The sequence below is a fragment of the Pseudoteredinibacter isoporae genome, from assembly GCF_040372805.1.
GTDB lineage: Bacteria > Pseudomonadota > Gammaproteobacteria > Pseudomonadales > Cellvibrionaceae > Pseudoteredinibacter > Pseudoteredinibacter isoporae_A.
Genome location: NZ_BAABWJ010000003.1, coordinates 127,119 through 147,669, shown reverse-complemented (window position 1 = coordinate 147,669; position 20,551 = coordinate 127,119). Strand labels below are relative to the sequence as shown.

Here is a 20,551-nt window from a genome sequence, read left to right as displayed (position 1 = left end):
CTTATGCGTGAAGCAAGTCCGGCGACTTCCAGTTACAATGTGCGGCAATTAACAAAAAGATAACAGCAGGTTTCACCAATGGCAGTGGGCAGTTTTCCTTTCCCTAAAATGCACCCGGTCAAGGGCCTTCGTTTGGGCTCGGTATCGGCCAATATTCGCTACACCGATCGTGATGATCTTCTTTTAATGGAATTGGGGCCTAATTCCAGCGTTGCGGGTGTATTTACCCAGAATGCGTTCTGTGCGGCACCCGTTACCGTTTGTAAATCTCATTTGCCCGGTAATATTCGCTATCTGTTGGTGAATTCCGGCAACGCGAACGCATGCACTGGTGAGCAAGGTTTGTCCGATGCTTTAGCGAGCTGCGCCAAAGTGGCCGAGATATCCGGCACTCAAACACAGCAAGTGCTGCCTTTCTCTACTGGCGTTATTGGTGAGCTGCTCCCTATGGAACACCTTCTGACAGGTATTCCTGCGGCAATGGATGCGCTTGAGGAGGATGGCTGGAAGTCCGCTGCCCGAGCGATTATGACAACGGATACGCGACCCAAGGGTGTGAGCGAGCAGTTAGATATTGATGGTCATACCATCACTGTGACTGGCATAGCCAAGGGCTCGGGTATGATCAAGCCGAACATGGCAACCATGTTGGCTTACATCGCTACGGATGCTGATGTCTGTGACACGGTCTTGCAGGACATGGTGGCGCGCGCGGCGGATGCGTCTTTCAATCGAATTACGGTTGATGGAGACACGTCTACAAACGATGCCTGCATGCTTATGGCGACAGGTACCGCAGAGTTGCCTCATATAGATGATGCCGGCAGTGCCCAGGCACAAGCGCTTTACCTGGTAATAGAAAAGGTATTGATTGAGCTGGCGAAATCCATCGTTACTGACGGTGAAGGCGCTACGAAATTTATCAGCATTGAAGTTCTTGGTGGTGCCGAGCAGCAGGAATGTCTGGATGTGGCGTATTCCGTCGCACAATCCCCGCTGGTGAAAACGGCGTTGTTTGCCAGTGATCCCAACTGGGGACGCATTGTGGCGGCTATTGGCTACGCGGGCGTAGATGGTCTGGACGATAAGAAAGTAACAGTTCACCTGGATGATGTTCTTATTGTTGAGAACGGCGGTCGTGCAGAGAATTACACTGAGGCAGCCGGCCAGAAGGTAATGGACCAGGAGTCGATCACCATCCGCATTGACTTGAACCGTGGAGACTGTGCTGAAACGGTTTGGACCACTGACTTATCTCATGACTATGTCACCATTAACGCGGATTATCGCTCATAGTGTTTTGTTCTTGATGAGAGAATAGCGTGCAAGGGCAAAGAAAATGTGGGTAAGCCAGCAATGAAAAAACAGATACACGTCATGGTGGGTGTGATCTGGGGGCAAAATCAGGAAATACTCCTGGCCAAGCGCCCTGAGCATTTGCATCAGGGCGGCCTATGGGAATTCCCGGGGGGCAAGCTGGAAGCTGGCGAGGAGGCCTTATTGGGTTTGTCTCGCGAGCTGAGAGAAGAATTGGCGATCGAAGTAACAAGAGCTTCTCCTCTGATGGAGGTAAAGCATGACTACGGCGACAAGCAGGTGTTTCTGGATATATGGCAGGTTACCGAGTTTGAGGGTGAGGCGCGCGGTGTCGAGGGGCAGGAGCTTCGTTGGGTGCCGTTATCCGAGCTCGAACAGTACGAATTTCCCGCCGCTAACGTCGCAATTATTGAGCGTTTGCAGACGGGAGAGACCTTGTTGTAGAGGTTGGTCAGGAGAAAGAAACGTATTCAACGCCGGATTAGTGTTCGGTTCTGTCCCCGGGGTTGATCATGGATGCGGCTTCCAGGTCGCCACTCAACATGTCCTCATAGACTGAAGAGCCTGCAATCTTGTGGCTTTCATTGGCCCACTCGCCCAGGTCGATCAGTTGGCAGCGAGCGCTACAGAATGGGCGTTGCGGAAAATCATCGTTCCACTTCACTTCTTTTTTGCAGGTTGGGCATTGAAGGCTGATATCATTGCTCATGATGGCGTTTTCCTGAATAAAGTGTGTTTCAGACTCAGGCTTGACACAGGGCTAGATAAGTCTGGTGCAGACGCCCGACTTCCTGATCCAGCCAGTCCAAATCTTTATCGTTCACAATAATATCATCTGCGCTTTCACGGCGCTTGTCGCGACTGGTTTGTGCAGCCATGATGGCTTTGATTTGCTCAATACTGACGCCGTCGCGTGCACTGGCTCGTTTGAGCTGAATATCCTCGGGGACGTCCACCAGCAGGATTCGGTCGCACATCTGGTGTTGATCTGTCTCCATTAATAATGGCGAAGCCAAAATGACATAGGAACTTTGGGCGGTTTTGATACCGCTAATAATCTCATCACGAATGCGGGGGTGGGTGATGGCTTCCAATTTTTCGCGTTGGTTCGGGTCGGCAAAAACAATCTCTCTAAGTCGGGCGCGATTCAGCTCGCCGTTACCCAGGATAACGTCTGTGCCAAAATGGGCAGCAATCTCAGAAAGTGCGGGTTTACTCGGCTCTACAATGGTTCTTGAAGCAATATCGGCGTCGACAACCGTAATTCCCTTGAGGGCAAAGCGATCTGAGACAGCGGTTTTTCCGCTGCCGATTCCGCCGGTGAGTCCGACGACCATGGTGTGTTCAGGCATAGCGATTTATATCAGGCTGAGATAGGAGGCCACAATGCTATCGCCCCACATAAAGTAAATCCAGCCGGCGATGGATAAGTAGGGACCAAAGGGCATGGGAACGTTCTTATCTCTACCCATGATCATAATGCCAGCGATACCAATAACAGCCCCGACGACAGATGACAGGAGTATGGTCAACGGGAGTGCTTGCCAGCCCATCCAGGCTCCAAGAGCGCCTAGCAATTTAAAATCGCCATAACCCATACCCTCTTTGCCCGTGAGCAGCTTGAAGGCCCAGTAGACAGACCACAAGCTGAGGTAGCCAAAAATTGCACCCCATAAGGCATTGGGTAACTCAGTGAACAGCCCTTGGCTATTTACGATAAGCCCCAGCCAAAGCAAGGGAAGAGTAATATTGTCTGGCAGCAGCTGTGTATCGATATCGATCATGGTAAGCGTGATCAGCGACCAGGTGAGCAGAAGGGCCGCAGCGAGTTGCCAGCTAAAGCCAAATTTCACAGCCAGCACGGCAGACAGCAGTGCAGTAACGGCTTCAATAATGGGGTAGCGAATGGAGATCGGATTTTCGCATTGACTGCAGCGTCCGCGCAGAAAGAGGTAGCTAACGACGGGAATATTTTCCCAGGCGCGAATCTTGTGCTGGCAGCTCGGGCAGGTGGATGCGGGTATGATGAGGTTGAAGGTGTCAGAATCTTCAGGCGCATCCTGTTCGAGAATTTCACAACAACTATGTTTCCATTCCCGTTCGAGCATTTTGGGGAGTCGGTAGATGACGACGTTCAGGAAGCTTCCAACAAGCAGACCCAAAATACCAACAACCCCGGCGAGTGAGCCGGGGTACAGTGTAAATACATCTTGCAGCATGGCCTGGCCTTATACGATTTGACCCAGTTGGAAGATGGGGAGGTACATAGCAATCATCAGGCCTCCAACGAGGATACCTAGAATGGCCATGATCATAGGCTCGAGCAGTGTGGTCAGGTTGTCGACCATATTGTCTACTTCTTCTTCAAAGAAGATAGCAACCTTGTCGAGCATTTCATCCAGAGAACCGGATTCCTCACCAATCGCGGTCATCTGAATCAGCATGGAGGGGTATATGCCTGCGCTGCGTAAACAGCTGTTCATGGTCATACCGGTTGCCACATCGTCGCGGATGTTCAGGATAGAGTCGCGGTAAACGGCATTGCCAGCGGCACCTGAAACTGATGTCAGTGCATCAATCAGAGGGACACCTGCGGAGAACGTTGTTGCTAAGGTTCTCGAGAAACGCGCAATAATAGAACTGTAAACAATGTTGCCTATAATCGGGAGCTTTAGTATGACTCTGTCGACGCCGTCAGAAAACTTTTGTGATCGCTTTCTGGCTTGTGCAAATAACCATACCGCCGCGATAATGCAGGCGAGAATAAGATACCAAATCTCTTGGACTTTCTCTGACAGGCCTAAAACGAAAAGCGTGAAAGCAGGGAGATCAGCACCAAAGCTCGAGAAAGTCTCAGCAAACTGGGGTACAACTTTAACTAGAAGGATACCGGTCACCACTAACGCGACTATCAAAACCGCAATGGGGTAGGTCATTGCCTTTTTGATTTTGGCTTTCAGGGCCTCGGTTTTTTCCTTGTAGGTGGCGATACGATCGAGCATGGTTTCCAGGGCGCCCGACTGTTCACCGGACTCTACCAGGCTGCAAAACAAATCATCGAAATACTTTGGGTGCTGGCGAAGGGAGGTGGCAAACCCACTACCAGAGGCAACGCCGTCTTTAATTTCATTGATGAGATCGGCGAGGCGAGGATTGTCGACACCTTCTGCAACAATCTCGAAACTCTGTACCAAAGGTACGCCCGCTTTCATCATCGTGGCCATCTGACGAGTAAATACAGCAATATCTTGGGGTTTGATGGCTCGGCCGGCGCCAAATAACGGTTTGGGCTTTTTGCGAACCGTCTTAACTTTAACACCCTGGCGTAAAAGCTGGGCCTTTACCAAAGCGGTACTCGCACCTTTTAGCTCGCCTTGAACGACCTTGCCTTTCTTATCGGTACCTTTGTATAAAAAGATGGTATCCGCCATTGTGTATGCTTCCTAAGCTTAATCTTTGGTAACGCGGTTAGCTTCTTCAAGACTGGTTAGGCCTTGGGCAACTTTCCTTAGTGCTGATATTCGCAAATTATTGAAGCCCTCTTCTGCGGCAACCTTGGCAATTTGCAAAGAATTTCCCCCTTCCATGATAAGAGATGAGATTTTAGGGGTAATTCTCACGGTTTCATAAACACCGACTCGACCTTTATAGCCGTTAGAGCATTTCGAACAGCCCACAGCTTTATAGAGTTCAAATTCTTCTTTTGGAATGCCAATGGAATCAAAGCCTTCATCGGTCATGATATCCTCGGGAATTTCCGTTGTTTCCTTACACTCAGGACATAAACGTCGGGCCAGTCGTTGGGCGATAATCAGGCTGACGGTGGTGGCCACGTTAAAGGCCGGCACGCCCATATTGAGCAAACGGGTCAAAGTTTCGGGTGCAGAATTGGTGTGCAGAGTGGACAAAACCAAGTGCCCGGTTTGCGCCGCCTTAATGCCAATTTCTGCGGTTTCCAAGTCTCGAATCTCGCCCACCATAACAATATCGGGGTCCTGACGAAGAAAAGAGCGCAGAGCCTCCGCAAATGTCAGCCCCACTCGGTTATTCACCTGAACCTGGTTAATCCCTTCCAGGTTAATTTCCACAGGGTCTTCCGCCGTCGAAATATTGCGTTCGGGGGTGTTGAGGATATTCAGACCGGTATAGAGGGAAACCGTCTTTCCTGAACCTGTTGGGCCGGTTACCAGAATCATCCCTTGGGGTTGGTGCAAGGCTTCGAGGTACAGCTCTTTCTGGAAGTCCTCATAGCCCAGCGCGTCAATACCCAGTTGTGCACTGCTCGGATCCAGAATTCGTAATACGATCTTTTCCCCAAACAATGTCGGGAGTGTGTTCACGCGAAAATCAATCGCCTTGGTCTTGGATATCCGCATCTTAATACGGCCATCTTGAGGAACTCGTCGTTCCGAAATGTCCATTTGCGACATCACTTTTAGACGGGCAGCAAGGCGCGTTGCAAGTGCGGTTGGTGGTTTCGTGACTTCGTGCAATACCCCATCGGTGCGAAAGCGAATGCGGTACGCTTTTTCGTAGGGCTCGAAATGAATATCCGAGGCTCCGCCTTTGATTGCGTCCAGTAGGACCTTATTGATAAAGCGGACGATAGGGGCCTCATCGACCTCTTCATCATCAGAGCCATCCAGGTCGGAGCCACCTTCTTCTTCGAGGACTAGGCCATCGAAGTCATCGTCCATATCCCCAAGGTCACCGAGGCTGTCTTCCGCACTGGCGACAAAACGCTCCAGGGCTAAATAAAGCTTGTCGGCTTCAACCAGAATGGCTTCGGTGCCCATGCCGGTATTGAACTTGATTTCATCGAGGGCGCGAATGTTGGTAGGGTCGGCCATTGCCAGAAACAAGCGATTGCCTCGTTGGTAGAGCGGCAGGGCGCTGTGTTTCACGATCAGTTGCTTATCAACGACATCCTTGGGGGCCGCATCAACGGCAAAGGCATCCAAGTCAATAAGAGGGGTGCCAAACTCATCTGCTGCCGCAGAAGCCACTGCAGAAGCCCCAACAATGTTGCGTTTGACTAAATACTGAACAAGAGGTTCTTTCTCTACCTTGCTTTCGGCAACGGCTTCTTGGGCCTCTTCGAGTGAAATCAGTTTATCTCTAACTAGGCGCTGGGCTAGGCCGCTTAACTGTGGGGCGTCCGCCGACATTGATCCATTCCAATATAGGTTAAAGGTTGATCGGGAAAATTACATATTCGATCAAATACTTACAATATAATTCAACTTTATATGATAAGCCTATGTGAAAGCTAGAATTTCATCATATTTATGAAATGAAATTAGGTGTAGTATAGCGTCGCTTTACGCAAAAAGGCTGCATAGGCAAAGATAAAGTACCCAGTTTGCCACAACCTGACAATTTGTGTCACGTCATGTGAACTGTGTCACACTTTTGTTTTGGCTTGTTCTAAGGTGAGGTCCTTGATATGCCTGCTTTGTGGTCTATATTTTGAAAGTTGGCACGGGCTATGCTTTATGGTCGGTACCTGATCTACTTTTTACGGAGAAATAAATGATGAAGACTGTTCAAAAAGGTTTTACCTTGATCGAACTGATGATTGTAGTTGCGATTATCGGTATTTTGGCGGCTGTAGCTTTGCCAGCGTATCAAGATTACAACTCTCGCGCCAAAACTGCTGAGCCAGTGGCGCTGTTGAGCGGCATGAAAATCGATATGAGTGCCTTCTTTACTGATACTGGTTTACTGCCTACTTCGATGGCTTCATTTGAAGATTACGCTGGTCCTAAAGTAACTTCCGGTAAATATGTACAGGGAATTGCAATTTCTGGTGGTGGTGCTGGTGAGCTGACTATGACTGCTACTATGCGTACTGGCATTGGCGCAAACATCAATGGTAAAACTGTATTAATGAAGTGGTCTACTGTTAGCGGCCTGCTGACTAGCCAGTGTGGTAAAGGCACAATTCCTAATAAGTTTTTGCCGGCTGACTGTCGCGACTTCTAATCAAAACTGCTTTGCAGTTCTAATAAAAATCCGGCCTAGGTCGGATTTTTTTATGCTTAAAATTTTTGTTTGACTTGCTTTTTCCCTGAGGTAATTAATGAACTCGGCTAAGACATTTTACCTGAAAGCGTTTTTGGCTTTATTGCTTGCTGTGCTATCGGTTACTTTTTACTTGCCCGGACTGAGCGGCGGTTACTGGTTAGATGATTTTAGTAATTTACCTTCGATATTTAGAGAAGTTAAATCCGATGGTGTTTTGTATGCTATTGGTAATGGGCAGGCTGGCCCACTTGGGCGCCCTCTGAGTTTGCTATCTTTTGCGCTGCAGGCGGATAGCTGGCCTCTCGCTCGAAATTTTATTGCTGCCAATATTTTTATCCATGCGTTGAATTGCCTGTGTGTATTCGCACTATCTTTCTTGTTGTTGAAGCATGGCCCTTATCAATGGAAGGACAAGCGAGCTTGTTTTCTGGCTTTTCTGATTGCTCTCCTTTGGGGAGGTGCCCCAATACAGGTGTCTTCAGTATTATATGTAGTCCAGCGGATGACATTGTTGTCGAGTACCTTTGTGCTGGTTTCGCTACTGTTGTTCATTTGGGGGAGGCTTTTGTTAGTGAGGGGGAGGAGCGCAGTTGGTCTAGTATTGATTTGTGTGCTTGTCCCAATCTCTGGAGTGCTGGGGCTCTATTCTAAAGAGACGGCATTCATGCTCATTGTATATTTACTGGTTGTAGATTACTGGTTGGAAGCCTCAAACCCTGTTTGCAATCGAAATTTTGTTCTTATAGTACGCTGGCCGCTTTTTGTTGTATTTTTTGGGTTTTTATTTTATCTCTTTAGTTTGTTGTTTAAGCCTGAGGACTTCTACGCGGTAAGAGACTTTACCGTTTATGAACGGCTTATGTCCCAAGCTGTGATTGTTTGGGAGTATGCTCGACAAATCATGCTGCCCAGAGTCTCCGAGTTGGGTCTGTATCATGAAAATCATCCAGTTAGTAGGAATTTGTTGGAGCCTGCCACTGCATTTTCAGTGGCAGCTTTGTTGGTGGTTCTGGCAGTATTTGCAACCTTTATAAAAATGCGCGCCCGCATTGGTGTATTTGTAATTGCCTGGTACTTTGGTGGTCATCTTTTAGAGGGGACAAGTCTTCCTCTAGAACTGTATTTTGAACATCGTAACTACTTACCAAGTTTTGCTCTCTGGTTTGCATTTGGTGTTGGTTTGTACAAACTGTGTTTTGAGGTGTTTGGTAAGGCAAAGAGGTCGCTAGTAGTTGTTTTGGGGTTTTGCTATGTCGCATTGCTATTGGCGCAAGGGAACTACCTTGTAAGGCTGTGGGGGGAGCCTATAAGATTAGCGTATTTGTATACAATAGAGCGTCCCGATTCCATTCGTGCTCGAGAAATGATGATATATCTCTACCAAACCCACGGCGAAATAAATAGCGTTAAACATGAGTTGTCGAGACTTGATCAGGATTTTTCCGACAATCTGACAGTTAAGCTGTTGCAGTTGGAGTACTCCTGCTTGTACCCAGATGTTATTCAGTATTCGTTTAGCAGAGAGTTGTTTTTGCTCGCAAAAAAACCACAGGTGTCAATGGGAGCAATAGGCGCAATATCAGATTTATTCGAGCGAGCTAGTGACAAAGAAGGTTGTTCTGGTTATCAAGTTTTGACGCTGGTGGAATTGTTGGACTTGCTGATTGAAAACCCAAAGTATGCGAGTAATAAAGGCAATATATTGTCACTCAGGTCTGAGATTATGCTGTATTTGGGCGATTTAGAAGCTGCTTTGAGGGATATGCAAAGCGTGGTCGACCCCAATTATCAAATGTCTGTCAGAATAGTGCAGCTGCTTGCCACTCTGGGAAGAAATGAAGAGGCGCTTGCTTTGTTGGAAGATATTAAATCCAATATTAAATATAGCCTCCAAGTCGAAGCACAAAGTGAGTACTTAGAGTTGTTCAAGTCTGAGCTGCTTAAGTGAATCAAGGTAGAAAGTTATTTGAACAGGCCTGTCAGTGTCTGACTTGGAGAAGTTGATGATTAAAGTTTCAGTTGTAATTCCGGCAAAAAACGAACAAGCGGGCTTGTCTAGAATATTACCTGAGCTTAAGAGGATAGATGCAGTAAATGAAATCATTGTTGTCGATGATGGTTCTAGTGATGATACGATCGAAGTATGTCAAGATAATAATGTAACCTGTATTAGCCACCCTTACAGCATGGGTAATGGAGCCGCCATTAAGACGGGTGTTCGGGCTGCATCTTGTGAGGTTGTTGTGTTTATGGATGCTGATGGTCAGCATCAGCCTTGTGAAATTAGTTCGCTTTTGGATATGTATAAATCAGGATATGATCTTGTGGTTGGCGCGCGCGATTCTTCTGGTCAGGCGAGCTGGTTCCGGCATGTTGCAAACGGCATATACAATAAGTTTGCAAGCTGGATGACGGAACGGAAAATTCGAGACCTGACGTCTGGATTCAGAGTCGTGAATCGTGAAAAATTTCTTGAATTCCTTTATCTGTTACCCAATGGGTTTTCATATCCAACGACGTCGACCATGGCTTTTTTAAGGTCTGGTTATAGTGTTGGGTTTAAATCGATTGATGTGCTAAAGCGGGAAGGCAAAAGCCACATTAATTTGTTTAAAGATGGAATCAAGTTTCTGCTGATTATATTTAAAATTGCGACACTCTATTCTCCCCTAAAACTATTTAGCCTACTGTCCGTGGTTTTCTCTCTCGCAGGAGGCTCGTATTACCTATACACCTTCATTACGACAGGGCGGTTTACGAATATGGGTGTGTTGCTATTGGTGACATCTGTTGTCATATTTTTGATGGGTCTCATTTCTGAACAAATTTCTACTCTATATTATAAGAAATAAGCTATGGCCAAAGGTGGGTTCTTAAGGAAGGCGGCTGATATCGTACGTAATACTCCGTTTCATCCGCAGTGGTTGGTTTATCGGCAGGTGGCTGAGCAGAGGAGCTTGGTTAGAGGTGCTTGCGAAGGCGTTGTTTTTGATGTCGGTTCTGGAAATGCTGATCTACTCAAAGACTTGGACGATTCTCGCGTAGAGTCATTTTATAGCTTGGACTATTACGAAACAGCTGTTAACTGGTATGGCTCGAAGCCTCAGGTATATGGTGATGCACATGCATTGCCCTTTGCAGATCAAGTTGCAGATTCTGTTGTTCTGTTAGATGTATTAGAGCATCTTGATGCTCCTGCTGATGCGTTGAATTCGATTCGTAGAGTCTTGAAGTCAGGAGGGAAGCTCATAATGGGGGTTCCATTTATGTACCCTCTACATGACGAACCTCGTGATTTTCAACGTTGGACTAGATACGGATTGGAAGTGCTGATTCAGTCTGCAGGCTTTGAGGTTAAGGAGCTTAAGTTTCGAGGCAATACTGTGGAATCTGGAGCGCTATTTTTCTCTGTCGGTATATCTGAATGGCTATTAGCAAAATCAGGAGTTTATAAGTTGGCATTGCTCAATCTAGTATGGGTATTGCCAGTGATATTGCTGGCCAATCTGTGCGGCTATTTGGGCTCATTTCTTGATCTTCCTGATAATAGGGGAGCTACTGGAATTTTTATAACGGCAATTAAAAGGTGAGTCCATGAGTGACTATATCGTTTTTGGTAAGCCTGATATTCAAGAGGCAGAGATCGCCGAGGTTATTGACTCTTTGAGGAGTTGCTGGCTTGGAACCGGGCCGAAAGTCCAGCGTTTTGAAAGTGATTTTGCTAAGTATAAAGGCATGCCGGAAGGAAGTGTTGCAGCTCTGAATTCCTGCACTGCAGCTCTGCATCTTTCCTTGTTGGCAGCTGGCGTAGGTTTTGGTGATGAAGTTATCACGACAGGCCTTACTTTCTGCGCGACAGTGAATAGCATAGTTAACACTGGTGCTACACCTGTACTCGTGGATGTCTCCTTACCCCATTACAATATAGATCCCACGCTAATTAGAGAGTCAATTTCTGATTCGACAAAGGCGATAGTGGTTGTTCATTACGCTGGGGTTGCGTGCGAAATGACTGAGATCAAACGTTTGTGCGATGAGTTTGATTTAGTATTGATTGAGGACTGTGCTCACGCGATTGAGGGGTATTATAAAGATACTCCATTGGGCTTGGTTGGGGATTATTCTTGTTTTAGCTTCTATGCGACTAAAAATATTACCACAGGGGAGGGAGGCATGATTTATTCGAGAAACCCTGACTCCCTTGAGCGCATAAAAACACTTTCTCTACATGGTATGAGCGCCGATGCTTGGGGGCGTTTTAGTGATGATGGGTATAATCATTATTATGTTGCTGAGCCCGGCTTTAAATATAACATGATGGACTTACAGGCGGCAGTAGGTATTCACCAGCTTGCCCGCATAGAACATGCCTGGAAGAAACGGAAAGAGTGCTATGAGTTCTATCAATCTGAACTTACTGATTTGCCTATCGAGTTGCCTCGACATCATGAGCACGACAGTAGAATAAGTTACCACCTGTTTCCCGTGTTAATTGAGGATGGGGCGCGAATAGGGCGTGATCAACTTATGCTTCAACTACATGAGCGTGGGATTGGAACGGGTGTTCACTATCAAAGCATAATGTCGCAACCTTATTACCGATCTCGTTTTAGAGGTATTTATAACACCCCGATTGCGGATGATTTTGGCGAGAGAACAATTAGTTTACCTTTTTCCGCATCTTTAAGTGAGAGTGAACGAATGAGGGTGGTTTTGTCTCTTAGGGAGCTGCTGGATTAGTGGTGGAAAGCTTGAGTGACAAAAATTTTTTTGATCGTTCTTGGTATGAGCTGATTGCTAGATCTCTGGGCGCGAGTTATTTTTATCGGAAACAACAAGGTTTTTTACGCTTCGGTATTCCAGGCTTTTCAGTATTTTTTCCCGTTTTTCCGAGTGGTCTTAACGAATATGATAAAAATTCTATATCGGTATTATTGAAAGACCACCTCAGTGTGCTAAAAGGCGCATCTGTGATGCGATTTTGTACGCCAGTTGATTTAAATACTCTTAGCTTTTTAGATGGATCGATATCTTACAGAGTTCAAGAATCGACAGTGACAAAGATTTCAGATCTTGATTCATGGAATTATGAATCTTTACCATCGAACCTCAAAAGAAACTTGAAGAAAGCAGCTAGGCTAGGTGTCCAGGTGCGAGAAGCTACTCCGGATGAATCAGGTGAAATTTTTGATTTATACAAAAATGCAGTGAAAAGAAACTCCGGGGCTTTGAGATATTCAGAAAGTTACTTCAAAAGCTTACTTTCTCGAAGGAATCCAATGCTTCGTTGTACGCTCGCATATGCGGACAAGCAATGTATAGCGATGAACATTTCCGCCTTGGATGGAGGTCAGGCGTTCTATCTCCATGGTGGGTTTGCTGAAGGCTTTTCGGAATGGAGAGGGCCAGACTTGCTTATGTTTGAAGCGATTTCCTGGGCAAAAAGAATAGGGGGGAAGAGCTTTGATTTTATGTCATCACCGAGCTCTCAAGTGGGCCTAATAAAATACAAAGAAAAATGGGGCGGTGTGTCAAGGCCTCAATATACTGTTGATGTATATCACAGTCGCATTTCCCTGTATGTGTTTCAGTTGGCGATGAAATGCTTTGAGTTTAAGAAAAGAATTTGGAAATGAAAAAGCTTTTACTAATTACAACATCTTTTCCTGAAACCTTTAATGGGGAAGAAGCGGCGGGCGCATTTGTTTACGACTACTGTCTGGAATTGTCAATGCATGTTGATCTTCATGTACTGCATCCCGGGTCAAAGTCGGGCAGTCGACAAATAAAGAGTAATTTCACTGTTCATGGGTTTAGTGCGTCGAGTAAGGCGCTTTCGCTTCTTAAATTCTATAAGCCTCGAGATGCGTTACAGATTATTAAAATATTACGGGGGGGGAAGGCCTTAACTAAGGAGTTGGTCGAAAAATACAAAGTTGATCATATTTTTTGCTTGTGGGCATTGCCGAGTGGTTACTGGGCTAGGTCGACAGGCGTCACTTTCGACATTTGGGCTTTAGGAAGCGACATATGGTCGTTGGGAAAGATTCCCATAGTTAGAACCGTATTGAGGAAGGTGTTGATGGGTGCCGGGCGGCTTTACGCGGACGGGTTTCAGTTGGCTGATGATGTCAAAGCTTTATCTGGAAGGGAGTGTACATTTCTTCCAAGTTCGAGGAATCTTGGTGGTGTTAGTGTTGACAAAAAGCCCAGGGACGAAGAAGGAAAGTTGAAGCTTGTGTTTCTCGGTCGTTGGCATAGAAACAAAGGGGTTGACCTATTATTAGAGGCGCTTGAATTTTTGGATGAGGGGGATTGGGCAAAAATATCTGAAATTAGAATTGCGGGTGGAGGGCCTCTTGAAAAGGAGGTTCGAAGCACGGTGCGGGCTTTGATCAAAAGAGGGCGGCCAGTGACTTGTATGGGGTATCTTGATAAGGCTGAAGCTGTTGACTTTTTGTCACGGGCTGATTGGTTTTTGCTTCCATCGCGTATTGAAAGCGTCCCCGTAATTTTTTCTGATTGCATGCAGCTCAAACTTCCAGTTGTATCCATGCCCGTAGGGGATGTTCCTAGATTGATGGAGGTCTATGGTGTAGGCTTTTGTTGTAAAAACGTTGATGCTTCAGATTTTTCTTTAGCTATCAAAAAAGCCCTGAATGGGTTTTCGGTGCGTGAAGAGAACTTCCTAAAATGCGCGAATGATTTTTCCGTAGAAAGTTCTGTCCAAATGCTGCTGGAGCACATTAAGTGAAAAAGAAGCCCTGGTTGAGATTGTTGGCTTTTTTTCTGCTCATACTTTTGTCAGTTTGGTATATGTCAACGGCCTTCGATGAAGGGTTGGTTGCTTTTCGTTTGTATATCTCTGAATTATCCGTTTTGAGTATAGCCATTGCTTTGTGTTTATCGTTGGTGATGTGCCAAGTTAAGGCAGAAGTGAATGTAGAACTTTTAGGAAATTCAATTGAGAAAAATACACATCCAGCACAACTTTGTCTGGCTTATTCTTTGGCCCAGGTTGTCAGATACCTGCCCGGAAAAGTTTTAGGGATAATTACACAGTCATTTTTTCTTACGGGAAGAGCATCTTCGATAGCCATTTGGAGAGCTAATGTACTTCAGTTTCTGCTAACGAATGCTAACTCCTTGCCCGTCTTGCTGTTGGTTTTTCTCGGCTTTTTTTGTGGGGATTTTTCCTATTTTGTACTTCCTGTACTTATTTCTATTGCCTTTTTTTACCTTGTTCAATGTAATTTGTTGGCTTCATTTTTAGAAAATAGTCCGGTGTTTAAAAAGTGGTCGATAAAGGCCGCAGAGATAGTGAGCCTTAAGGGTGTGAGCGCAAAGAAAATATGGTTATACCTAAATATAGAATGGCTGCTTTATTTTTCGGTTTTTATTTTTTTGTTGGGATTTGATTCATGGCAGAAAGCAATTGCCTTGTCAGCTTTGTATTCGTCTGCGTCGATATTGGCAGCGTTAGTTATTATTGCACCTAGTGGGCTTTTTGCTAGGGAGGCATTATTTCTTTGGTTGGGAACTTTAGCGGGGCTTGAAGCCGCAGAATTACTTTCTTTGGGGGTGGTTACCCGAGTTTTTTTTACGCTTTGTGATTTATTGTATTTTGTTAGTCGGACTTGTATTTCTTATATGCTGAAGAGGTTAGGGTATGAGTAGGCAACGTGAATACTGGGATCTGCTTTCTGAATTGGGGGGAAGCCAATCCGTTTTTGATCCAAAGGATCGATTTGGCAAAAAGAACGCTTATATTAAATATCTCCGAGATAAAGAGTTGGAACGTTTCTTTGGAAAAAACTCTAGAGATAGATATGTTCTGGATTTTGGTTGTGGTTCTGGAAATATTTCTGCAACGCTCAATTCGCAGGGTATTAACACCTTGGGAATCGACATTTCTTCGGGGCTCTTGAAAGTAGCCAAGGCTCAGTCTTCACATGAGGCGGCTAATTTTTGTCAATTTGATGGTTTGAATCTTCCTTTGGCTGAAGAGATCTTTAGCGATATTGTTGTTTATGTAGTATTCAGCTATATAAAAAATGATCAAGATTTAAGAACTGTTCTCTCTCAGTTATATGCCTGCTTGGAGGAGGGGGGGAGCTTCTTGCTGATTGAGCAAACTCGGAGAATTCAAAAGGAAGTGGACGAACATAAAGTAATCAGAACGAAGGATTTTTACCTCGAGCTGTTTTCAGAGTCTGGTTTTGAGTGCGATGAATGTCGAGATATGCGAAGTGGCAGGTTTCTTCCTTTATATTTATTAAGTTTAGGTGTCTCGCTGCCATACGATGGGTTGCACAAGTGGGAAGTTTTCCAAAATAACGTCATTCCAAGCCCTATCTGGGATTATAGAGAAACGGTTTTTGAATTCCGTAAAGTGTAATGAGTAAAAGATATTTTGATTGTGTTGTTGTTGGGGCTGGCCCTGCAGGCTTAAGTGTGGCGTATTACCTTAAGAGAATGGGCGTGAATTTTGTTCTCATAGATGAGCATGGTATAGGGGCTTCGTGGGAAAATATGAACGATACGCTTAGGCTTGTTAGTCCATGGTGGACTAATGTACTGCCTGGTACAATACCAAATCCTCTACATGCCTTTGAAAAACACTCTAGGCTCTCTTTCGTAAGGTACTTGCAATCCTACTACAAGAAGAATGATTTAGGGCCCGTCTTGCAGGAGAGGGTTTGTGAGGTGCACTCGTGTTCTGATGGTTATTCTATTGAAACAGCAGAGGGCGGGTTGATACAGGCTAAGTCTGTGGTTTGCGCAAGTGGATATTTTGGTAATCCTTATTTCCCAGAAATTGAAAGTGATGATTCTGTCGAAATTGTGCATGCAAGCTCATACAAAAATGTTAAACAGTTACTTGCTCGAGGGGTTGCCAAGGTTTTGGTTGTAGGGAGACGGGTCACGGCGGGCCAACTGGCCGAAGAACTGTACTCTGCCGGAATCTCTGTTACGTTGTCAGCTCGGGGGCAGGTTGAGGTAAAGAGAAATGACTCATTTATGGGTGGTTTACGAGAACAGGTGTACTTTTTCTGGGAGAGCTTAAAACTGTATTTTCAACCTGAAGTGAAGGCTAATTCCTATGCAATTATGGATGGGGGGAAAATACGAGAATATATTCATTCGGGGAGTATCCCAGTTTTGGGCAAGCCTCAAAAAATTGAAGCAGGCATGGTGTATTTGGAGGGCAGGGATGCCCCTCTTGCTGTCGACCAGATTTGGCTGGCGACAGGCTATAAGCCAAATTTGGGCTATTTGAAGAGCTTTAACTTAAGCTTCGAGGATAGTTCCATGCCAGTCATCGTTCAGCAACTTCATGACGCGTATCCAGGAGTGCACCTTGTTGGGTTTGATAATCTGTTCAATTTTACTAGCAGATACTTAAGAGGGATAAGGCGCGATAGTAAGAGGATCGCCAAACAGATAGAGGCTCATTTAAAGCCTGGCTAAGTATTTGGTCTGTTCATGGGTTGTTCAGGATGTGTCGTTAATTGGAATGAAACTTGCTTTGAAGGCTTACACAAGAACCATGGGTGTAGCTTTCAAATGACTTCAAATTATAAAGAAAAAGGTTTTACACTGGTTGAGCTGATGATTGTGATTGCCATTATTGGAATATTGGCGGCATTGGCTTTACCTGCTTATCAAGATTATACATCGAGAACTCGGGTCGCTGAGCCGGTCACCTTATTGCGCGCGATGAAGGCCGAAATTCAGAACTATTTCGCTGATAATGGGAGTTTTCCGACCGTTTCGGAGCTGAACGTCTACGCTGGGCCGCAAGTGACGAGTGGAGAGTTTACGGCCAGTATTACTGACGGTGGCTCAGGTATTTATGTGGCTACAATGAAGAATGCCGTTGGCGGGCGTATCAACAATTCTACTGTGGCGTTGCATTTTACGACAACAACTGGCGGCCTGGTGGAGCATAGCTGCAGACCAGGTGCTTCAAACCCCGTGCCCAATGAATTTTTGCCTTGGGAATGTCGCTTGTAACTGTAAATAGAGATAATTTGACAAATTTTGTCAGTGGCAATATTGAGAATGTTGCTGGCGATGTTATGGTATTCGTCTTTTATGTATGTTGGTCACCGGGAAGGAGCGTAGGGTCTATTTAACGATGGCTCACTTCTCCTAATATGCGCCGATTACATTTTCACAATCTCCCCAATTAGAAATAAGTTGAGAATTATGAGTGTTCGCAGCCCTCAATTGGCCATTTTCATTGCGATTTTCATGTTGTCCGGGTTTTCCGGGCTTATTTATGAGTCAATTTGGTCCCATTACTTGAAATTATTACTGGGTCATGCGTCTTATGCCCAAGTATTGGTGTTGGCCATCTTTATGGGGGGGATGGCAATTGGTTCATTTGCTGCATCGAGATGGAGTAAGCATCTCGGTAATTTGATTCTGTGTTATGGCATTATCGAACTGCTCGTCGGGATCTCGGGAATTGCCTTTCACTCTATTTTTGTTGTTGTTCAACAATGGGCATTCGAGTCAGTAATTCCCTCGCTGGGATCGGAGTTCCTGATTCATACCAGTAAATGGACTGTAGGCTCGTTGCTCATTTTGCCTCAATCCATTCTATTGGGGGCAACATTCCCATTTCTTGCTGCGGGCATTATTCGAAAATTCCCCGAGAGTCCGGGGAATACACTGGCGGGCCTGTATTTTGCCAATAGCTTTGGTGCTGCAATTGGTATCCTGTGTAACTCTTTTATCATTCTGCCTGCCGTTGGCCTTCCTGGGTCCATTTTAACGGCGGGAATTATCAATATCATTCTGGCGATCATTGTTTATCGTATGGTGAGGTATGACCACTTTCCGCCTGCGCCAGAGTCGAGGGAAACAAACGTTCCCATTGAAAAATATTTGCTGTTTGTCGCAGCATTAACGGGTTTGGCATCGTTTCTCTATGAGATAGCCTGGATTCGTATGTTGACTATGGTGCTTGGTGGCTCAACACATTCCTTCGAAATCATGTTGGCGGCTTTTATATTGGGCTTGGCAATTGGCGGTTTTTGGATTCGCAAGCGTATAGATAAAATGCAGCGACCAGTACACACGTTGGCCATTATTCAGGTGCTGATGGGGATATTTGCTGCTTTGACTATCCCTTTGTATGACAATATTTTTGAGCTGATGAGCTTCGGCGTTAAGGCTCTTAACAGCTCTGACCAGGGGCATACCCTGTATCTGTCGTTGAGCCTGATATTGTGTTTGGTTGTCATGTTACCTGCGACCATATGCGCAGGTATGACTCTGCCAATCATCAGCTACATCCTTTTGGATAAAAAGGTTGGTGATTCGGCGATCGGTAAAGTGTATGCATGGAATACCGTTGGGGCTATTTTCGGTGTCCTTCTGGCTTCGCAGGTGATCATGCCGGTTTTAGGTTTGAAGTCGGTTTTGTTGATGGGGGCTGCTGTCGATCTTGCGTTGGGAGGATACCTGTTTTGGGTAGCGCGTGAGAGCATTCTGAATCGCAAACTCCATCATGGGCTTATGTTCGCTTCCATTGCCTTGTTACTCGTGGCATCAGTCCAATCATTCGACACTCAAAAAATGTCTTCTGGTGTGTTCAGGTATGGCTTGAATGCGGTTCATAGTGATTCTGAGATTTTGTTTCACGAGGACGGTAAAACGTCTACGGTAGCGGTGAGACGCGTCAATAGTGTTTATGCATTGATTAATAATGGCAAACCCGATGCGGGCATTTATATGTCTGATGAAGGAGGGGGGAAGGATGAGGTGTCCGGAGATGAGCCTACCATGGTCCTCTTGGGGGCATTGCCTTACATCTATAAGCCAGATGCCAAATCCATTGCCAATATCGGCATGGGGTCCGGATTGACTGCACATACCATTTTGCTACACCCGGAAGTACAGCGTGTGGATACCGTCGAAATCGAAGAGCAGGTGTACCATGGCGCCAAATTGTTTGCTGATAAGGTGGAATTGGTTTTTTCTGATCCTCGGAGCAAGGTTATTTTTGAGGACGCTAAGACCTTTTTTGCTGCATCCCAAGCTACCTACGATGTTATTGTGTCTGAGCCGCCCAATCCTTGGGTGAGTGGTGTTGCTGGATTATTTACGACAGAATTTTACCGGGATATGAAGCAATATCTTGCTAAGGATGGTGTATTGGTTCAATGGATGCATGTGTATGAACTCAATGATGAACTGTTAGCAACGGTATATAAGGCCCTTTCCGAGAACTTTCAGGATGTTCATATCTACCGAGTGTCAGCCGGAGATTTCGCTTTCGTTGCATCCACCGAATCACTTTCGCCAGATTATTCTAGACTGTTTAAATTTGGAGACTTTAAAAAGCAGCTGGAAAATATCGGTGTTGTGACAGAAAACGATCTGCAGTTTCGTAAAATTTCCGGTCGAAAAACACTTGAGGCGGTCTTTGATTCCTATCCCGTGCCTGCGAATTCAGACTTCTTTCCAGTGCTTGATTATGGTGCCAGTAAAGCACGGTTTAAGAGAGAGCGTGCGGTCAGCCTGATCAAGCTAAGAGAGTCTCGATTAATTCGTGAGGTATTGGCTGAGGCGCCTTATCAATTTGAAACGGTCACTCCGTCAATCTACGATTCTGATACCGATGAGTTTAATCGTGTTCAGGCTTTTTATGGACAATTGGAATATAAGCTCAGTTCTGAAGGACGAGCCAGATTTCTGTCGACAGGGGTTGATAGCTACTCAAGCTGGTTGTCCGCATTTTTACAATCTTGTGGTGAGGATATTGAGCCTTATCAGGATCAAAGTACTGATAAGCTGATTGATGTTGTATCTTGGTTGTTCAGATATTCTTCAAAAGAGAAGTTGGAGCCTTTGTTGGAGCGTATAGCGGCCTGTAATGTTGATAGGTTACGCCCACTGGCGAGAGATTGGCTGGATATTCACCGTCAATGGTTGGCGTCTGATTACGAGGCTGTGTATATGACCTCAAACAGAATTATGTCGAATACAGAATTCGACACAAAGCTATCCCGAAAAAACTTGGCGTTTAATCTTGCAGCTCAAATGATGCTCGGGGAAAGGAAGCCATTTGTGCGAGAGTTGACAGCTGAGACTCTGGATTTGATGAGAGCGGATGTCGAACTGCGTGGGCTTATTCAGATGTATCAGTCAAAAGATCGCGAGTACAGTCGCTTTTAGCGTATTACAATAAAAA

At 45.6% G+C, this 20,551-nt stretch carries 19 protein-coding genes and 1 pseudogene; 15 read left to right on the top strand and 5 right to left on the bottom strand.

The features are described from left to right. Nucleotides 1-78: 78 nt before the first annotated feature. Nucleotides 79-1,296, top strand: coding sequence for a bifunctional glutamate N-acetyltransferase/amino-acid acetyltransferase ArgJ (argJ, locus tag ABWW03_RS08760; protein ID WP_353407723.1), 1,218 nt, complete (start codon nucleotides 79-81; stop codon nucleotides 1,294-1,296). A gap of 60 nt (nucleotides 1,297-1,356) precedes the next feature. Further along, the gene (gene mutT, locus ABWW03_RS08755) at nucleotides 1,357-1,761 is read left to right on the top strand and encodes an 8-oxo-dGTP diphosphatase MutT (protein WP_353407722.1); all 405 of its coding nucleotides are present in this window, start codon (nucleotides 1,357-1,359) and stop codon (nucleotides 1,759-1,761) included. Between the two features lie 37 nt (nucleotides 1,762-1,798). Here the strand turns inward: mutT and yacG are convergent, their stop codons facing one another. From yacG to pilB, 5 genes are read right to left on the bottom strand one after another with little or no spacing between them, the layout of a single operon-like run. Continuing rightward, entirely contained in the window at nucleotides 1,799-2,026 is a 228-nt protein-coding gene (yacG, locus tag ABWW03_RS08750; RefSeq protein WP_353407721.1) for a DNA gyrase inhibitor YacG, read from the bottom strand. Between the two features lie 34 nt (nucleotides 2,027-2,060). Continuing rightward, nucleotides 2,061-2,669, bottom strand: a complete 609-nt coding sequence (coaE, locus tag ABWW03_RS08745; RefSeq protein WP_353407720.1) for a dephospho-CoA kinase — start codon at nucleotides 2,667-2,669, stop codon at nucleotides 2,061-2,063. A 6-nt stretch (nucleotides 2,670-2,675) separates the two neighbouring features. Then, a complete protein-coding gene (locus ABWW03_RS08740; protein ID WP_353407718.1) occupies nucleotides 2,676-3,536 on the bottom strand; it encodes a prepilin peptidase in 861 nt (286 codons plus the stop codon). A gap of 9 nt (nucleotides 3,537-3,545) precedes the next feature. After that, nucleotides 3,546-4,748, bottom strand: a complete 1,203-nt coding sequence (locus ABWW03_RS08735; RefSeq protein WP_353407717.1) for a type II secretion system F family protein — start codon at nucleotides 4,746-4,748, stop codon at nucleotides 3,546-3,548. Between the two features lie 18 nt (nucleotides 4,749-4,766). Continuing rightward, nucleotides 4,767-6,485 carry a type IV-A pilus assembly ATPase PilB gene (gene pilB / locus ABWW03_RS08730; RefSeq protein WP_353407716.1) on the bottom strand — a complete coding sequence of 573 codons (1,719 nt, stop codon included), beginning with the start codon at nucleotides 6,483-6,485 and terminating at the stop codon, nucleotides 4,767-4,769. A gap of 367 nt (nucleotides 6,486-6,852) precedes the next feature. Between pilB and ABWW03_RS19970 the strand changes: the two are divergent. The 13 genes and pseudogenes from ABWW03_RS19970 to ABWW03_RS08670 form a co-directional block, all read left to right on the top strand. After that, nucleotides 6,853-6,964: pseudogene (locus ABWW03_RS19970) on the top strand (pilin); the annotation flags it as partial. A 35-nt stretch (nucleotides 6,965-6,999) separates the two neighbouring features. After that, nucleotides 7,000-7,302, top strand: coding sequence for a pilin (locus ABWW03_RS08725; protein ID WP_435372753.1), 303 nt, complete (start codon nucleotides 7,000-7,002; stop codon nucleotides 7,300-7,302). A gap of 97 nt (nucleotides 7,303-7,399) precedes the next feature. After that, a complete protein-coding gene (locus tag ABWW03_RS08720; protein WP_353407714.1) occupies nucleotides 7,400-9,292 on the top strand; it encodes a hypothetical protein in 1,893 nt (630 codons plus the stop codon). 55 nt (nucleotides 9,293-9,347) lie between these two features. Beyond that, nucleotides 9,348-10,196 (top strand): glycosyltransferase family 2 protein, encoded by an 849-nt coding sequence (locus ABWW03_RS08715; RefSeq protein ID WP_353407712.1) that lies wholly within the window; start codon nucleotides 9,348-9,350, stop codon nucleotides 10,194-10,196. A 3-nt stretch (nucleotides 10,197-10,199) separates the two neighbouring features. After that, complete coding sequence (locus ABWW03_RS08710) at nucleotides 10,200-10,934, top strand: class I SAM-dependent methyltransferase (RefSeq protein ID WP_353407711.1); 735 nt, start codon at nucleotides 10,200-10,202, stop codon at nucleotides 10,932-10,934. A 4-nt stretch (nucleotides 10,935-10,938) separates the two neighbouring features. After that, complete coding sequence (locus tag ABWW03_RS08705) at nucleotides 10,939-12,084, top strand: DegT/DnrJ/EryC1/StrS family aminotransferase (RefSeq protein ID WP_353407708.1); 1,146 nt, start codon at nucleotides 10,939-10,941, stop codon at nucleotides 12,082-12,084. An 11-nt stretch (nucleotides 12,085-12,095) separates the two neighbouring features. Further along, a complete protein-coding gene (locus ABWW03_RS08700) occupies nucleotides 12,096-12,980 on the top strand; it encodes a GNAT family N-acetyltransferase (RefSeq protein WP_353407707.1) in 885 nt (294 codons plus the stop codon). Beyond that, a complete protein-coding gene (locus ABWW03_RS08695) occupies nucleotides 12,977-14,098 on the top strand; it encodes a glycosyltransferase (protein ID WP_353407706.1) in 1,122 nt (373 codons plus the stop codon). Before ABWW03_RS08700 ends, ABWW03_RS08695 begins: the two co-directional genes overlap by 4 nt. Next, entirely contained in the window at nucleotides 14,095-15,021 is a 927-nt protein-coding gene (locus tag ABWW03_RS08690) for a hypothetical protein (protein ID WP_353407705.1), read from the top strand. The genes ABWW03_RS08695 and ABWW03_RS08690 overlap by 4 nt, the downstream gene beginning before the upstream one ends. After that, nucleotides 15,014-15,742 carry a class I SAM-dependent methyltransferase gene (locus tag ABWW03_RS08685; RefSeq protein WP_353407704.1) on the top strand — a complete coding sequence of 243 codons (729 nt, stop codon included), beginning with the start codon at nucleotides 15,014-15,016 and terminating at the stop codon, nucleotides 15,740-15,742. Before ABWW03_RS08690 ends, ABWW03_RS08685 begins: the two co-directional genes overlap by 8 nt. Then, nucleotides 15,742-16,815: an NAD(P)/FAD-dependent oxidoreductase gene (locus tag ABWW03_RS08680; protein WP_353407702.1), complete on the top strand. Its 1,074-nt coding sequence runs from the start codon at nucleotides 15,742-15,744 to the stop codon at nucleotides 16,813-16,815. Before ABWW03_RS08685 ends, ABWW03_RS08680 begins: the two co-directional genes overlap by 1 nt. Nucleotides 16,816-16,911: 96 nt before the next feature. Beyond that, entirely contained in the window at nucleotides 16,912-17,361 is a 450-nt protein-coding gene (locus ABWW03_RS08675) for a pilin (RefSeq protein ID WP_435372752.1), read from the top strand. 195 nt (nucleotides 17,362-17,556) lie between these two features. Continuing rightward, entirely contained in the window at nucleotides 17,557-20,535 is a 2,979-nt protein-coding gene (locus tag ABWW03_RS08670; protein ID WP_353407699.1) for a fused MFS/spermidine synthase, read from the top strand. Nucleotides 20,536-20,551: the final 16 nt, after the last annotated feature.

Coding starts and splice junctions, on each gene's coding strand:
- argJ (WP_353407723.1), top strand. CDS start 79: ATGGCAGTGGGCAGTTTTCCTTTCCCTAAAATGCACCCGGTCAAGGGC.
- mutT (WP_353407722.1), top strand. CDS start 1,357: ATGAAAAAACAGATACACGTCATGGTGGGTGTGATCTGGGGGCAAAAT.
- yacG (WP_353407721.1), bottom strand. CDS start 2,026: ATGAGCAATGATATCAGCCTTCAATGCCCAACCTGCAAAAAAGAAGTG.
- coaE (WP_353407720.1), bottom strand. CDS start 2,669: ATGCCTGAACACACCATGGTCGTCGGACTCACCGGCGGAATCGGCAGC.
- ABWW03_RS08740 (WP_353407718.1), bottom strand. CDS start 3,536: ATGCTGCAAGATGTATTTACACTGTACCCCGGCTCACTCGCCGGGGTT.
- ABWW03_RS08735 (WP_353407717.1), bottom strand. CDS start 4,748: ATGGCGGATACCATCTTTTTATACAAAGGTACCGATAAGAAAGGCAAG.
- pilB (WP_353407716.1), bottom strand. CDS start 6,485: ATGTCGGCGGACGCCCCACAGTTAAGCGGCCTAGCCCAGCGCCTAGTT.
- ABWW03_RS08725 (WP_435372753.1), top strand. CDS start 7,000: ATGAAAATCGATATGAGTGCCTTCTTTACTGATACTGGTTTACTGCCT.
- ABWW03_RS08720 (WP_353407714.1), top strand. CDS start 7,400: ATGAACTCGGCTAAGACATTTTACCTGAAAGCGTTTTTGGCTTTATTG.
- ABWW03_RS08715 (WP_353407712.1), top strand. CDS start 9,348: ATGATTAAAGTTTCAGTTGTAATTCCGGCAAAAAACGAACAAGCGGGC.
- ABWW03_RS08710 (WP_353407711.1), top strand. CDS start 10,200: ATGGCCAAAGGTGGGTTCTTAAGGAAGGCGGCTGATATCGTACGTAAT.
- ABWW03_RS08705 (WP_353407708.1), top strand. CDS start 10,939: ATGAGTGACTATATCGTTTTTGGTAAGCCTGATATTCAAGAGGCAGAG.
- ABWW03_RS08695 (WP_353407706.1), top strand. CDS start 12,977: ATGAAAAAGCTTTTACTAATTACAACATCTTTTCCTGAAACCTTTAAT.
- ABWW03_RS08685 (WP_353407704.1), top strand. CDS start 15,014: ATGAGTAGGCAACGTGAATACTGGGATCTGCTTTCTGAATTGGGGGGA.
- ABWW03_RS08680 (WP_353407702.1), top strand. CDS start 15,742: ATGAGTAAAAGATATTTTGATTGTGTTGTTGTTGGGGCTGGCCCTGCA.
- ABWW03_RS08675 (WP_435372752.1), top strand. CDS start 16,912: ATGACTTCAAATTATAAAGAAAAAGGTTTTACACTGGTTGAGCTGATG.
- ABWW03_RS08670 (WP_353407699.1), top strand. CDS start 17,557: ATGAGTGTTCGCAGCCCTCAATTGGCCATTTTCATTGCGATTTTCATG.